The following is a 15231-nucleotide window of genomic DNA, read 5'->3' as shown; positions in this document are numbered from 1 at the left end:
CCCTGATATGACTGCTAACCTTGCTGATTTACGCGTCCAGATCGACGCCCTGGACAGGGAACTGCTTTCCCTGCTGAACCGCCGCGCCCAGGTGGCCGAGCAGGTGGGGGAGCTCAAAAAACGCGAAGGCACGCCGTTTTTCCGTCCCGACCGGGTGGCCCAGGTGATAGAACAGATCCAGCAGGCCAACCAGGGACCGCTCAAGAACGAGCATGTGGCGGCCGTCTGGCGCGAAATCATGTCGGCCTGCCTGGCCCTGGAATCCCCGGTGCGCGTGGCCTACCTGGGCCCCGCCGGCACCTTCAGCGAGCAGGCGGCGCTGCAGTTTTTCGGCGCCAGCATCGAACACGTTCCCTGCGTCAGCATCGACGAGGTCTTTCGCGCGACGGCGGCCGGCAGCGCCAGCTACGGCGTCGTGCCGGTGGAAAACTCCACCGAAGGCGTGGTCTCGCGCTCGCTCGACCTGTTCCTCAATTCCCCCCTGCACATCGTCGGCGAGATCAGCCTGATGGTGCGCCACAACCTGCTGCGGCTCTCGGAGTCGCTCGAAGGCATAGAAGCGGTCTACGCCCATCCCCAGGCGCTGGCCCAGTGCCAGGGCTGGCTGACCACGCACCTGCCCCACGCCGACCGCCGCACCGCCTCCAGCAACGCAGAGGGCGCGCGCCTGGCCACCACCAACCCGGCCTGGGCCGGCATCGCCAGCGACCGGGCGGCCACCCAGTTCGGCCTCTACACGGCGGCCCACGCCATCCAGGACGACGCCTTCAACCGCACGCGTTTTGCCGTGGTCTGCCTGCCGCAGACACTGCCCTCCCCGCCCGCCTCCGGCAAGGATTGCGTCAGCCTGGTGGTGTCCGTGCCCAACCGCCCGGGCGCCGTCCACGACATCCTGATGCCGCTCAAAGCCCACGGCGTCTCCATGACCCGCTTCGAATCGCGCCCGGCACGCTCCGGCCAGTGGGAATACTATTTTTATATTGACCTGCAGGGTCACCCCTCCGAAGACCATGTCAAGGCCGCGCTGGCCGATTTACAGCGGCTGTGCGCCTTTTACAAGGTCCTCGGAACCTATCCCATCGGCGATTAATGCAACGACTCACAACCTCCCTGGTGCCACAACATGTTTGAACAATTAGGTCTCATTGGATGCGGCCTGATGGGTGGCTCATTCGCGCTGGCGCTCAAACGTGCCGGCCTGGTCAAGCGCGTCGTCGGCTACAGCAAATCCCCTTCCACCACGGAGCGGGCGCGCCAGATGGGCGTGATCGACGTGGAAGCGCCCTCGGCGCTGCTGGCGGTCTCGGGCGCCGACATCGTTTTGCTGGCCGTGCCGGTTTCCGCGACGGAGGCCACCTTCAAGGCCATACGCCACCTGGTCGGCCCGAACACGCTGATCATGGACGTCGGCTCGACCAAACGCGACGTGGTGGACGCCGCCCGGCGCGTGCTGCGCGACAACGTGGGCTCTTTCGTGCCCTGCCATCCGATCACCGGCAAGGAAGTCTCCGGGGTCGAGCATGCGGACGTGGACCTCTACGCCGGCAAGCAGGTCATCCTGACGCCCATAGAGCGCACCTTCACGGTACAGCTGCAAAAAGCCAACGACGTCTGGACGGCCCTGGGCTGCCATGTCCTCAAGATGTCCCCCCAGGCCCATGACGCCGCCTACGCCGCCGTCAGCCACCTGCCGCACCTGATCGCCTTCGCCCTGATCAACGGCATCACCGGGCAGGACCATGGCAAGGAATACATGTCGCTGGCCGGCCCGGGCTTTCGGGACTTCACGCGCATCGCCGCCAGCGACCCGAAAATGTGGCGCGACATCCTGATCGCGAATCGCGAAGAACTGCTGGCCCAGTCCAAGATTTTCCAGGAGACCCTGCAGTCGCTCGAGGAGCTGATTTCCAGCAGCAGCGGCGACGTCCTTGAAGTGCTGATCGAGCGGGCCAGCGAGACCCGGGCCAACTGGCGCATCTCCTCACAGAAATCGCACAAATAATCCCCAGTCCATGTTCGACACCGAGTTCCTGGACATTCCGCCCCTGCGCAGCGCGGGCGGCACCGTCCGCCTGCCCGGCTCCAAAAGCATTTCCAACCGCGTCCTGCTGCTGGCCGCCTTGAGCCACGGCGAGACCACGGTCCACGACCTGCTGGCCTCCGACGACACCGCCGTGATGCTGGCCGCGCTCAGGCAGCTCGGCTGCACGGTCCGGCAGGACGGCAACACCGCCGTCATAAGCGGGCTGGGCGGGCGGCCCGTCCAGACCCCGGCCAAGCTCTTCATGGGCAACGCCGGCACGGCCATGCGGCCACTGACGGCCGCGCTGGCCCTGCTGGGCGGGGAGTTCGAGCTGTCCGGCGTGCCGCGCATGCACGAAAGGCCCATAGGCGACCTGGTCGACGCGCTCCGGCAACTGGGCTGCACCATCGACTACCTCGGCAACGAAGGTTTTCCGCCGCTGCGCCTGCGCCCCGGGCAACTCAGGCTGGAGCAGCCCATACGGGTGCGCGGCGATGTCTCCAGCCAGTTCCTGACCGCCCTGCTGATGGCCCTGCCGCTGGTCGCCGAGCGGGATATCCGCATCGAAGTGGTCGGCGAGCTGATCTCCCGGCCCTACATTGAAATCACGCTCAAGCTGCTGCAGCGCTTCGGCATAGACGTCAGGCGCGAGGGCTGGGAACGCTTCACCATTCCGGCCGGCAGCCGCTACCGGTCGCCGGGCGCCATCCACGTCGAGGGCGACGCCTCGTCGGCCAGCTATTTCATCGCGCTGGGCGCCATCGCGGCGGCACCTGCGGGACACACCGGAATCGAAATCCAGGGTGTGGGCGCCGCCTCCATCCAGGGTGACATCCGCTTTGTCGAGGCCGCCGAAATGATGGGCGCGCGGGTCGACAGCGCACCGAACTCGCTGCGCATTTCGCGCGGCGCCTGGCCGCTCAAGGCCATAGACCTGGACTGCAACCATATCCCGGACGCCGCCATGACGCTGGCCGTGATGGCCCTGTACGCCGACGGCACCACCACGCTGCGCAATATCGCGAGCTGGCGCGTCAAGGAAACCGACCGCATCGCCGCCATGGCCTGCGAGCTGCAGAAATTCGGTGCCGTGGTCGAGGAAGGCCCGGATTACCTCAGGATCACCCCGCCCGCCCAGTGGAAGACGGGTGCGGTCCATACCTACGATGACCACCGCGTGGCCATGTGTTTTTCGCTGGCGGCCTTCAACCCGGCCCAGCTGCCGGTGCGCATCCTGGATCCCAAATGCGTCGCCAAAACCTTTCCCGACTACTTCGAAGCCCTGTTTGAAGTGGCCCAGGCCGACACGCCCCGCGTTCCGGTCATCTGCATCGACGGCCCGACGGCCTCCGGCAAAGGCACGCTGGCAGCCCTGGCGGCCCACCGGCTGGGCTACCACTACCTGGATTCGGGCGCGCTTTACCGCCTGAGCGCCCATGCCGCGGCGCTGGCCGGCGTTTCGCTGGACGACGGGCCCGGCGTGGCGGGCGTGGCGCGCACCATGCCGGTGCGTTTTCAGGGTGGCCACATCTTTCTCGGGCCTCAGGACGTGTCCGAGGCCATACGCACCGAGGCCGCCGGCATGGCCGCCTCCCGTGTGTCGGCCCACCCCGAGGTTCGCGCCGCTCTGCTGGAGCTCCAGCACAGCTTTCGCAAGCTGCCGGGGCTGGTCGCCGACGGCCGGGACATGGGGACCGTCATCTTCCCGGACGCCCCGCTCAAGGTTTTCCTCACGGCCAGCGCCCTGCACCGGGCCGAACGCCGGCATAAGCAGTTGATTTCAAAGGGAAATTCGGCTACAATCGACGAGATTCAGCAAGATTTAGAGGCACGTGATGCGCGCGATTCATCGCGAAAAGCAGCCCCTTTGAAGCCTGCTGATGACGCCCGCCCCCTGGACAACTCCTATCTGTCGATTGAAAAGTCGGTGGAACAGGTGCTGGAATGGTGGCAAGGCACCCGGCCCTTCTGACCCCCGACGCGCAACCTGCGCTTGGGTCAGCAGGTTCATCAACGTAACCCGCGGCCTTACCAGACGTCTGGCCGCAAAAACACCGCCGCAAGCAGCTATAAAAACAATAGCAATTCCGCTATTGGAACCCTGTTGTGTGGACTAGGAAAATCATGTCTGAATCTTTTGCCGACCTATTTAACGAATCGCTGCAACGCTCTGAAATGCGTACCGGTGAAGTCATCACCGCCGAAGTCGTTCGTATCGACCACAACCACGTCGTTGTGAATGCCGGACTCAAATCCGAGGCTTATGTCCCCCTCGAAGAATTCAAGAACGACCAGGGCGAGCTCGAAGTCCAGGTCGGCGATTTCGTCTCCGTGGCCATCGACTCCGTCGAAAACGGCTATGGCGACACCCTGCTGTCCCGCGACAAGGCCAAGCGCCTGGCTTCGTGGATGAGCCTGGAAAAAGCCCTGGAATCCGGCGAATTCGTCACCGGCCAGACCAGCGGCAAGGTCAAGGGCGGCCTCACCGTCCTCGTCAACGGCATCCGCGCCTTCCTGCCCGGCTCGCTCATCGACACCCGCCCCATCAAGGACTTGTCTCCCTACGAGAACAAGACCATGGAATTCAAGGTCATCAAGCTGGACCGCAAGCGCAACAACGTGGTGCTGAGCCGCCGCGCCGTGGTCGAAGCCAGCATGGGCGAAGAGCGCGCCAAGCTGATGGAAACCCTCAAGGAAGGCACTGCCGTCAAGGGCGTCGTCAAGAACATCACCGAATACGGTGCCTTCGTTGACCTGGGCGGCATCGACGGCCTGCTGCATATCACCGACATGGCATGGCGCCGCGTGCGTCACCCAAGCGAAGTGGTGACGGCCGGTCAAGAGATCGTTGCCAAGATCCTGAAGTTCGACACCGAAAAGAACCGTGTTTCGCTGGGCCTGAAGCAGATGGGCGACGACCCATGGATGGGCGTGAACCGCCGCTACCCGCAAGGCACCCGCCTGTTCGGCAAGATCACCAACATCGCCGACTACGGCGCGTTTGTGGAACTCGAACCCGGCATCGAAGGCCTGGTCCACGTGTCCGAAATGGACTGGACCAACAAGAACGTGGCCCCGAGCAAGCTCGTGGCCCTGGGCGACGAAGTCGAAGTCATGGTCCTCGAGATCGACGAAGACAAGCGCCGCATCAGCCTGGGCATGAAGCAGTGCAAGGCCAACCCATGGCAGGAATTCGCGCAGGAAACCAAGCGCGGCGACCGCGTCAAGGGCCCGATCAAGTCGATCACCGACTTCGGCGTCTTCGTGGGCCTGGCTGCCGGCATCGACGGCCTGGTGCACCTGTCCGACCTCTCGTGGAACGAACCCGGCGAAGCCGCTGTTCGCAACTACAAAAAGGGCCAGGAAGTGGAAGCCATCGTGCTGGCCGTCGACGTCGACCGCGAGCGCATCTCCCTGGGCATCAAGCAGCTCGACTCCGATCCTTTCACCACCTTCGTGTCGATCAACGACAAGGGTGCGATCGTGACCGGCAAGGTCAAGACCGTTGACGCCAAGGGCGCTGAAATCGACCTGGGCGAAGACATCATCGGCTACCTGCGCGCCAGCGAAATCAGCCGCGACCGCGTCGAAGACGCTCGCAACGTACTGAAAGAAGGCGACGAAGTCTCCGCAGTCGTGGTGAACGTGGATCGCAAGACCCGCAACATCCAGCTGTCGGTCAAGGCCAAGGACAACGCCGACCAGCAGGAAGCCATGGCCAACCTGAGCCAGCAGTCTTCCCGCGAAAACGCCGGTACGACCAGCCTGGGCGCCCTGCTGCGCGCCAAGTTGGACAACAACGAAAAGTAAGGCAACCGCGCGGCGGTGCGATACGCCCCCCAGGGGCGGGTCGCATCGCTGTGCAGCTACTTGATCCATGACCCGAAGCGACCTCGTCGAAGAACTGGCGGCCCGATTCAGCCAGCTGACGCACCGCGACGCCGAATATGCCGTCAAGACGATTCTTGACGCCATGAGCGACGCGCTGGTGCGCGGCCATCGCATTGAAATCAGGGGTTTCGGCAGTTTCTCCATCAACCGGCGCCCGCCCCGCATGGGGCGCAACCCGCGTTCCGGCGAAAGCGTGGCCATCCCTGAAAAGCGGGTGCCGCATTTCAAGCCCGGGAAGGCATTGCGCGAAGCCGTCGATGCCCGCACCCAGGAATTGCTGGCGGTCACGGAACCCAAGTAAGGTCTTGCTGGTGTCCCTCGGTGGGCTGGCTACAATCGCCAGACCACCCGGGGGATTACCCAATGAAATACCTCATGTGGCTGCTTAAAGCAGCCATTTTTTTTACGCTCTTCGCTTTTGCACTGAATAACCAGCAAACGGTTGCGGTGTATTTCTTTTTTGGCACCATGTGGCAAGCGCCCCTGGTGCTGGTCGTGCTGGCGACCTTCGCCTGCGGACTGGCGCTCGGCATTTTTGTCATGATGCCGCGCTGGTGGAAAAAGCGCCGTTCGGCCAAGTACGCCTACACGACCCTCGGCCCCCACACCGTCAGCGAAGACCCGTCCACGATGCACCATGGAATTTGACTTCACCTGGGTCCTGCTCGGGTTTCCGATCGCCTTCACGCTGGGCTGGCTGGCCTCACGGCTGGACTTGCGGCAGCTGCGCATCGAAAACCGCCAGGCGCCCAAGGCCTATTTCAAGGGCCTGAACTTCCTGCTCAACGAGCAGCAGGACCAGGCCATAGACGCCTTCATCGAGGCGGTGCAAAGCGACCCGGACACCTCCGAACTTCACTTCGCGCTGGGCAACCTGTTTCGCCGCCGCGGCGAGTACGAGCGCGCCGTGCGCGTGCACGAACACCTGATGTCGCGCGGCGACCTCACGCAGCCCGAGCGCGACCGCGCCCAGCACGCCCTGGCGCTCGACTTTCTCAAGGCCGGCCTGCTGGACCGCGCCGAGGCCGCCCTGCGCAAGCTCGAAGGCACACCCTTTGAAGAAGAGGCGCGGCTGGCCCTGCTGTCGATTTACGAACGCTCGCGCGACTGGGCCAATGCCACTGAAATCGCCGCCCGGCTCGGCAGCTCCAGCCACGGAAGCTTCAGCGCCCGCCAGGCGCACTACCTGTGCGAGCAAGCCGGCGCCTGCGTGGCCGCCGGCGACACCACCCGGGCCCTGGGCGCCCTGCAGGAAGCCATCGCCATGGCGCCAGCCCTGGCCCGCCCCCTGATAGACCTGGCCAAGCTGCAAAACCAGCTGGGCCGCCCGCAGGACGCCCTGCAAACCCTGCTCAAGCTCGAAAAAACCGCCCCGCAAGGCCTGCCGCTGGCCGCCGGCCTGCTGGCCAATATCGCGCAGGCCGGCGGCCAGGAGGCCATGGCGCTGGAGCTGCTCAAGGCCAGCTATGCCAACATGCCGTCCATCGACGTGATCGAGGCCATCGTCAAGCTCGAAAAAGACCCGGCCTCGGCGCGGCAGTGGTATGTGAAACACCTGGAGCGCCAGGCCTCGCTGGTTGCGGCCGGCAAGTGGATCGCCGGTGAAAAGCTGCAGGACGAGCAGCACCACACGCTGGTCCAGCGCGCGCTCGACCAGGCCACCAAACCCCTGATGCGCTACCGCTGCGCGGCCTGCGGCTTTGAGGCCACCCAGCACTTCTGGCACTGCCCCGGCTGCCAGGCCTGGGACAGCTACCCGACGCGCCGTATTGAAGAACTTTGAACACCCCCGTGAAGGCTTCGCCTCCCTCCCCCTTGCAGGGGGCGACACTTGCGGCCCGGCAAAGCCGGTTCCGCGGTGTCCGCTGGAAAAGAGAAAGCCTGGACACTAGCGCTGAACCGGTTTAGAACAAGCAAACATGACAACACCCTCCCTCTCCCCTCAACAGATCGCCAAGGCCCGCGTCCTCGTGGTGGGCGACGCCATGCTGGACCGCTACTGGTACGGTGCGGTGGACCGCATCTCGCCCGAGGCGCCGGTGCCCGTGGTGCGCGTCACGCGCACCGAGGAGCGCATAGGCGCCGCGGCCAACGTGGCCTACAACATCGTCACGCTGGGTGCGCAGGCTTCGCTGCTGAGCGTGGTGGGCGACGACGAGGCCAGCCACCAGCTCGAGGCGCTGGTCGCCAAGACCGGCATCACGCCCTATTTCGGCCGCGATGCCCAGCTCAAGACCACCGTCAAGCTGCGCGTGATCGGCCGCCAGCAGCAGCTCATACGCCTGGACTTCGAAAACACGCCTGAAAACGAGGTGCTGGCCTCGCAGTCCGCCACCTTTGAAAAACTGCACACCGAGCACGACGCGGTGCTGTTCTCCGACTACGGCAAGGGCGGCCTCGCGCACATCGTGCTGATGATCGCCCAGGCCCGCGCCGCCGGCAAGGTGGTGCTGGTCGATCCCAAGGGCTCGGACTACACGCGCTACAAAAACGCCAGCGTCATCACCCCCAACCGCGCCGAGCTTGAGCACGTCATAGGCGCCTGGAGCAGCGAAGCCGACCTGCGTACCAAGGCCCATAACCTGCGCGAAGCGCTCAACCTGGAAGCCCTGCTGCTCACGCGCAGCGAAGAAGGCATGACGCTGTTCGATGCCGAAGGAGAACTCAACGTCCCGGCCGTGGCGCGCGAAGTGTTCGACGTCACCGGCGCCGGCGACACCGTGATCGCCACGCTGGCGGCCATGACCGCCACCGGCATGCGCCTGCGCGACGCCGTACCGATCGCCAACCGCGCGGGCGGCATCGTGGTCGGCAAGTTCGGCACCGCCACCGTCAACTACGGCGAGCTGTTCGCCGCGCAGTGAGCTTGCGCTCACCTCAAGGATCCATCATGAAAATCGTAGTCACAGGCGCCGCCGGTTTTAGTTCCGGCATAACTTGCCAAGGCAAGTTAGCCTTCTCAGAAACCCGCAGGAGCGAATCGTGAAAATAGTTGTGACCGGTGCTGCGGGTTTTATCGGCAGCAACATCATCAAGGGCCTCAACGCCCGCGGCATAGATGACATCATCGCCGTCGACGACCTGACCCATGGCGACAAATTCCGCAACCTGGCCGACCTGAAGATCGCCGACTATGTCGACGCCGACGACTTCTACGAGCTGTTCGCCGAAGGCGCCTACGGCCGGGTCGAGGCCGTGTTCCACGAAGGCGCCTGCAGCGACACCATGGAAGCCGACGGCAAGTACATGATGGACAACAACTACACGCTGTCCTGCGAACTGTTCCACGCCTGCCAGGACCAGGGCACGCGGCTGCTCTACGCATCCTCGGCCGCGATCTACGGCGGCTCCGACACCTTCACCGAGTCGCCCGAGTTCGAGCGCCCGCTCAATGTCTACGGCTACTCCAAGCTGCTGTTCGACCAGCGCATGCGGCGCGAACTCGGCGCCCACTTTGAAAACGCCTCCACCCAGGTCGCAGGCTTTCGTTACTTCAACGTCTACGGCCCGCGCGAGCAGCACAAGGGCCGCATGGCCAGCGTCGCCTTCCACCAGTTCAACCAGTTCCAGGCCGAGGGCAAGGTCAAGCTCTTTGGCGAGTACGGCGGCTACGGCGCCGGCGGCCAGATGCGCGACTTCATCTTCATCGACGATGTGGTGGCCGTGAACCTCTGGTTCTTCGACAATCCCGGCAAGTCCGGCATCTTCAACCTCGGCACCGGCCGCGCGCAGCCTTTCAACGACGTGGCCCTGGCCGTCGTCAACACCTTGCGCAAAAGCCAGAACGCCGCGGCCCTGAGCCTGGAAGAAGCCGTGCGCGGCGGCCTGATCGAGTACATCGCCTTTCCGCCCGCGCTGGTCGGCAAATACCAGAGCTACACCCAGGCCGACCCGCGCGCGCTGCGCGCGGCCGGCTGCACCCATGCCTTTGCCGACGTGCAGACAGGTGTGGCCGCTTACATGCAAGCCTTGAGCGCCGCCGCGGGCTGAGTCCGCGCCGGCCGCTCACTAGGGTTTTCCTGGCCCCAAAGCCGGGGCCGGTAGTCAACGCGGCCCTGGACGGGCCGTTATGAAGAAGACATCCTTCTTCACAAGGATGGATCACGTGCCTTCACTTCAATCCAATCTTTGAGGAGATTCCTTATGTTCAAAAAAATACTGGCCTTCGTCGCCGCCATGTACATGGCCGTTTCGTTTGCCGCCGTTGATGTCAACAAGGCCACCGCGGCCGAGCTCGACGGCATCAAGGGCATAGGCCCCGGCATCTCGGGCAAGATCATCGACGAGCGCAAGAAAGGCAGCTTCAAGGACTGGAACGACTTCATCGAACGCGTCAAAGGCGTGGGCGAAGGCAATGCCGCCAAGTTTTCCGCCGAAGGCCTGACGGTGGGCGGCGCCAGCTTCAAGGGCGCAGCCGCGACCCCTGCCGCCAAGAAAGACGAAAAACCCGCAGCCGCCGCGAAGAAGGATGAAAAGCCTGCCGCCAAGGCCGAAGAGAAAAAAGCCGAAGCCAAGCCGGCCGCGCCGGTAGCCGCCGCACCGGCCCCCGCAGCGGCCGCGGAGAAGAAAGACCCCAAGGCCGAGGCCAAAGCCAAGGCTGACGAAGCCAAGGCCAAGAAAGAAGCCGACAAGAAGGCCAAGGCTGAAGAGAAGAAAAAGAAGGCTGACGAAGCCAAAGCCAAGGCCGACGCTGAAAAAGCCGCCAAGGCTGATGCCAAGAAGGCCAAGGACGCCAAGCCTGCCGCCAAGGACGAGAAGAAAGACGCCAAGGCCGACACCGCCAAGCCAGCCGCCAGCGCTGCCAGCGCCGCCAAGAAATAAGGGCACGCCCCTTCACCCAAAAAACCCGCCCATGGCGGGTTTTTTTATGCCTCCGGGGTGCTCACACCAGTGCGATCAGGTCCGTCACTCCCACCGTGCCACCCGCCTGCGTGACCAGCGTACTGGCCTGGCCCCGATGGTGCGTCTGGTGGTTGAAAAAATGCGTGATCGCCATCCAGGCCGCATGCTCACGCCGCACACCTTTTGAGTTGCCGTAGCGCATGGTGAGCTGCGGATAGTTGTCCGGCATGTCGGCCACCCACTGCTCGATGGCCGCGTCCAGCTGTGCGCGTTTGGCCTTCAGTTCCGCCCAGCCTTCAAACAGCACCATGTCCAGGGTATAGGTCTCGGGCATGTCCAGCACATCCGGGCCCAGCGAGGCGAAGGCAATCCCGTTGTCCGCCCCACATTGCGCAAAGCGCCTGAGCCAGACCTGGTCGGCCAGCACCAGGTGGCCCAGCGTGCGGTGTATCGACCCGAAAAAAGCACTGCGCTCCTGCTTGCGCGCCTCGTCCGTCAAGGCCTCGCAGGCCGCGTAGAGCCGCTCGTTGATCCAGCGGTTGTAGCGGGCCAGAAAACGATAGTTGTCGCAGAACTCGCGGGTCATGGAAAACGCTCCAGAAAAGGGATTGCCGGTGCGTCGTCACCAGGCTCACCGTATTTTGCATCTGCCGCCCGCTCCGCCCTCTTGAGGGGGAACAGATTGCCCGCAGTGAGCCCCGGCGGGGATCGTTCACTTCACCAGCAGGGGCCGCGGAACCGGCTTTGCCGGGCCGCAGGCGCCGCCCCCTGCAAGGGGGGAACAGGCTACACGAAGTGAGCCTGGACGGGGGTGAGCCAATTCCACCCGGACGGGGGTGGTCTACAGCTTGCCGAATCCCCCGCCGCCCGGCGTATGGATTTCAAACACGTCACCCGGCTGCATGTCGGCCTGGCCGATATGGTCCAGCGCCTCGACCTGACCCTGGGCCCGCACCACGAGGTTGCGCCCGACCTGGCCAGGCTCGCCGCCGGCCATGCCAAAGGCACCGTGCTTGCGGCCGTTGGACAGAATGCTGGCCGTCATGGCCTCCAGAAAGCGCACGCGGCGCACACCCCCGTTGCCACCGCGCCAGCGGCCCGCGCCGCCGGAGTTTTCGCGGATTTCATAACTCTCCAGCCGCACCGGGAAGCGGAACTCCAGCACTTCGGGATCGGTCAGCCGCGAATTGGTCATGTGCGTCTGGACCACGCTGGTGCCGTCAAAGCCCGACACCAGCTTGCCCGCCTCGTCGAGCTTGCCGCCCGCGCCCGAGCCGCCCGAAATGGTTTCGTAATACTGGTGGCGCGCATTGCCGAAGGTGAAGTTGTTCATGGTGCACTGGCCGGCCGCCATCACGCCCAGCGCGCCGTACAGCGCATTGGTGATGCAGGTGGAGGTCTCCACATTGCCCGCCACCACCGAGGCCGGCGGATTCGGGTTGAGCATGGAGCCCGCCGGGATGATGACCTTGAGCGGCTTGAGGCAGCCCGCGTTCAGCGGGATGTCGTCGTCCACCAGCGTGCGGAACACATACAGTACCGCCGCCATGCACACCGCCGTCGGCGCGTTGAAGTTGTTGGTCTGCTGCGGCGAGGTACCGGTGAAGTCGATCTCGGCGCTACGGCCCTTGGCGTCGACGCGGATCGCCACCTTGATCTGCGCGCCGTTGTCCAGCGGCAGCGTGAACTCGCCGTCTTTGAGGCGCGTGATCACGCGGCGCACCGACTCCTCGGCGTTGTCCTGCACGTGGCGCATATAGGCCAGCACCACCTCCAGGCTGAAGCTGTCGACCATCTTGCGCAGTTCCTGCACGCCTTTTTCGTTGGCAGCGATCTGCGCCTTGAGGTCGGCCATGTTCTGCTGCGGGTTGCGGCTGGGGTATTTGCCGCTTTTGAGCAGCGCGATCATCTCTGCTTCGCGCAGCACGCCTCGCTCCACCAGCTTGACGTTGTTGATCTGCACGCCCTCCTCCTCGATCAGCGTCGAGAAAGGCGGCATGGAGCCTGGCGTCGTGCCGCCAATATCCGCATGGTGTCCGCGCGAGCCTACATAAAACGTCGGCTGCGCGGCGCTGCCCAGGTAGACCGGCGTGATCACCGTGATGTCGGGCAAATGCGTTCCGCCGTGGTAGGGGTCGTTCAGCACATAGACGTCGCCCGGCTGCATGCTGCCGGCGTTTTCGCGGATCACCGTCTTGATGCTTTCGCCCATGGAGCCCAGGTGCACCGGCATGTGCGGCGCGTTGGCGATCAGGTTGCCTTCGGTGTCGAACAGCGCGCAGCTGAAGTCCAGGCGCTCCTTGATGTTGACCGAGTAGGCGGTGTTCTGCAGCTGCAGGCCCATCTGCTCCGCGATGTTCATGAAGAGGTTGTTGAACACCTCCAGCAGCACCGGGTCCACCGTGGTGCCGGCCGCGAAGGTCACGGCGCGTTCGGCGCGGCGGTCCAGCACCAGGTGGTCCAGCGCCGTGAGCGCCGCTTCCCAGCCGGGTTCGACCACCGTGGTCGCGTTCTTCTCGGCAATGATGGCCGGGCCCGAGATGATGTCGCCCGGCCGCAAATCCTCGCGCACCACCAGGGCCGCATCATGCCACTGGCCGCCCGAATACATGCGCACGGTTTCACGGCGCGGCACTTCGCGCGGCTCGTGCGTGGCGTGGCGCGGCTCGGCCGGCGCGTCGCCGGCGACCACGGCTTCCACCGACACCGCCTCCACCACCAGGCCCTTGCCCTGCATCAAAAAGGCGAAGCGCTGGCGGTAGGCAGCCTCAAAACCGGCCTCGATCTGGTCCAGCGTGCCGAAAGGAACTATCAGCGCGGAATCGCTGCCCTCATAACGCACATGCACGCGCCTGTGCGTGCTGATGCCCCCCATGCTGACCTGCTGGCGCTGCAGCTCGGCCTCGGCATGGGCGGCGAGCTCCTCAAGCTTGCCGGAAATCTCGGGCAGCGCGGCCTCGGATAGCTTGAGCTCCACCGCCTGCTCGCGGATCACGTTCTGGTCGGCCAGGCCCATGCCGTAAGCGCTCAGCACGCCGGCCAGTGGATGCACAAACACCTTGGTCATGCCCAGCGCATCGGCCACCAGGCAGGCATGCTGGCCGCCCGCACCGCCAAAGCATTGCAGGGTGTAGCGCGTCACGTCGTAGCCGCGCGCCACCGAGATTTTCTTGATGGCATTGGCCATCTGCTGCACCGCGATGTTGATAAAACCTTCCGCCACCACCTCTGCGCTGCGGCCGGTCTGGCCGGCCAGCTCGTTGAACTGGACCTCGACAGCCTCGTAACTCAGCGGCTCGTCGGCATTCGGGCCGAACACCTTGGGAAAGTAGCGCGGCTGGACCTTGCCGACCATCACATTGGCATCCGTCACCGCCAGGCGCCCGCCGCGCCGGTAGCTGGCCGGGCCGGGGTTGGCACCCGCGCTCTGCGGACCCACGCGAAAACGCTCGCCATCGAACTTGAGGATGGAGCCGCCGCCGGCCGCCACCGTGTGGATGCTCATCATCGGCGCGCGCATGCGCACGCCGGCCACCTGGGTCTCGAACTCGCGCTCGAACTCCCCGGCGTAATGCGAGACGTCGGTGGAGGTGCCGCCCATATCAAAACCTATGACCTTGGCATGGCCGGCAATCGCCGCCGTGCGGGCCATGCCCACAATACCGCCGGCCGGGCCGCTCAGGATGGCGTCCTTGCCCTGGAACACATGGGCATCGGTCAGGCCGCCCGAGGACTGCATGAAAAACAGCCGCACGCCCGGCATCTCGCTGGCGACCTGCTCCACATAGCGGCGCAATATGGGCGAGAGGTAGGCGTCGACCACGGTGGTGTCGCCGCGGCTCACGAACTTCATCATCGGGCTGGTTTCATGCGAGGTGCTGATCTGCGTGAAACCGATTTCGGCCGCGATGCGCTTGGCGGCTTTTTCATGCTCGGTAAAGCGGTAGCCGTGCATGAACACAATGGCCAGGCTGCGCAAGCCCTTCTGGTAGTGGGCCAGCAGTTCTTTTTTCAGCAGCGCCTCGTCCAGCGCCTGCAGCACCTCGCCCTGCGCGCCCACGCGCTCCTGGGCCTCGACCACGGCGCTGTACAGCAGCTCTGGCAGCACGATGTGGCGGTCGAACAGGCGCGGGCGGTTCTGGTAGGCGATGCGCAGCGCGTCGCGAAAACCTCGCGTGGTGACCAGCAGCGTGGGTTCGCCCTTGCGCTCCAGCAGCGCATTGGTGGCCACCGTCGTTCCCATCTTCACGCAGTCGACCACGTCGGCGCGAATCGGCTCGCCGGCCTTCAGGCCCAGCAGGTGGCGTATGCCGGCCACGGCCGCATCGCGGTACTGCTCGGGGTTTTCAGACAGCAGCTTGTGCGTCACCAGTGAACCGTCGGGCTTTTTCGCCACGATGTCGGTGAAAGTTCCGCCGCGGTCTATCCAGAATTGCCAACGGTCGCCGCCCGGTTTGGATGTGGTGTCTTGCATG

Annotated in this window: 12 protein-coding genes; 10 read left to right on the top strand and 2 right to left on the bottom strand. The window is 64.7% G+C overall.

Annotated elements, in window-relative coordinates; genetic code table 11:
- Positions 1-7: 7 nt before the first annotated feature.
- The 10 genes from pheA to ACEN9P_RS18280 all read left to right on the top strand — a co-directional run bounded on the left by pheA (position 8) and on the right by ACEN9P_RS18280 (position 10735).
- Entirely contained in the window at positions 8-1090 is a 1083-nt protein-coding gene (pheA, locus tag ACEN9P_RS18325; RefSeq protein WP_074575566.1) for a prephenate dehydratase, read from the top strand.
- A 33-nt stretch (positions 1091-1123) separates the two neighbouring features.
- A complete protein-coding gene (locus ACEN9P_RS18320) occupies positions 1124-2002 on the top strand; it encodes a prephenate dehydrogenase (RefSeq protein WP_477660758.1) in 879 nt (292 codons plus the stop codon).
- Between the two features lie 10 nt (positions 2003-2012).
- Positions 2013-3995, top strand: a complete 1983-nt coding sequence (locus ACEN9P_RS18315; RefSeq protein ID WP_495620071.1) for a bifunctional 3-phosphoshikimate 1-carboxyvinyltransferase/cytidylate kinase — start codon at positions 2013-2015, stop codon at positions 3993-3995.
- Positions 3996-4147: 152 nt separating this feature from the next.
- Positions 4148-5833 carry a 30S ribosomal protein S1 gene (gene rpsA, locus ACEN9P_RS18310; protein WP_007869489.1) on the top strand — a complete coding sequence of 562 codons (1686 nt, stop codon included), beginning with the start codon at positions 4148-4150 and terminating at the stop codon, positions 5831-5833.
- Positions 5834-5900: 67 nt separating this feature from the next.
- A complete protein-coding gene (locus ACEN9P_RS18305; protein WP_007869491.1) occupies positions 5901-6215 on the top strand; it encodes an integration host factor subunit beta in 315 nt (104 codons plus the stop codon).
- 62 nt (positions 6216-6277) lie between these two features.
- Positions 6278-6562 carry a LapA family protein gene (locus ACEN9P_RS18300; protein WP_477660756.1) on the top strand — a complete coding sequence of 95 codons (285 nt, stop codon included), beginning with the start codon at positions 6278-6280 and terminating at the stop codon, positions 6560-6562.
- A complete protein-coding gene (lapB, locus tag ACEN9P_RS18295; RefSeq protein ID WP_477713073.1) occupies positions 6552-7697 on the top strand; it encodes a lipopolysaccharide assembly protein LapB in 1146 nt (381 codons plus the stop codon). The genes ACEN9P_RS18300 and lapB overlap by 11 nt, the downstream gene beginning before the upstream one ends.
- Positions 7698-7833: 136 nt before the next feature.
- A complete protein-coding gene (gene rfaE1 / locus ACEN9P_RS18290) occupies positions 7834-8778 on the top strand; it encodes a D-glycero-beta-D-manno-heptose-7-phosphate kinase (RefSeq protein ID WP_495620070.1) in 945 nt (314 codons plus the stop codon).
- Between the two features lie 118 nt (positions 8779-8896).
- On the top strand, positions 8897-9904 hold the full coding sequence (rfaD, locus tag ACEN9P_RS18285; protein ID WP_495620069.1) for an ADP-glyceromanno-heptose 6-epimerase: 1008 nt from the start codon (positions 8897-8899) through the stop codon (positions 9902-9904).
- Positions 9905-10057: 153 nt separating this feature from the next.
- Positions 10058-10735 carry a ComEA family DNA-binding protein gene (locus tag ACEN9P_RS18280; protein WP_495620068.1) on the top strand — a complete coding sequence of 226 codons (678 nt, stop codon included), beginning with the start codon at positions 10058-10060 and terminating at the stop codon, positions 10733-10735.
- Between the two features lie 61 nt (positions 10736-10796).
- On the opposite strand, the gene ACEN9P_RS18275 is transcribed toward ACEN9P_RS18280, so the two are convergent.
- On the bottom strand, positions 10797-11342 hold the full coding sequence (locus tag ACEN9P_RS18275; protein WP_477660752.1) for a DinB family protein: 546 nt from the start codon (positions 11340-11342) through the stop codon (positions 10797-10799).
- Between the two features lie 255 nt (positions 11343-11597).
- Positions 11598-15230: a hydantoinase B/oxoprolinase family protein gene (locus ACEN9P_RS18270; protein ID WP_495620067.1), complete on the bottom strand. Its 3633-nt coding sequence runs from the start codon at positions 15228-15230 to the stop codon at positions 11598-11600.
- Between the last annotated feature and the right edge of the window lies 1 nt (position 15231).

It is taken from the genome of Polaromonas sp. Polasp52, from assembly GCF_059491565.1.
Note: the sequence above shows the minus strand (reverse complement) of the source record. Positions and strands in the feature narration are given on the sequence as shown.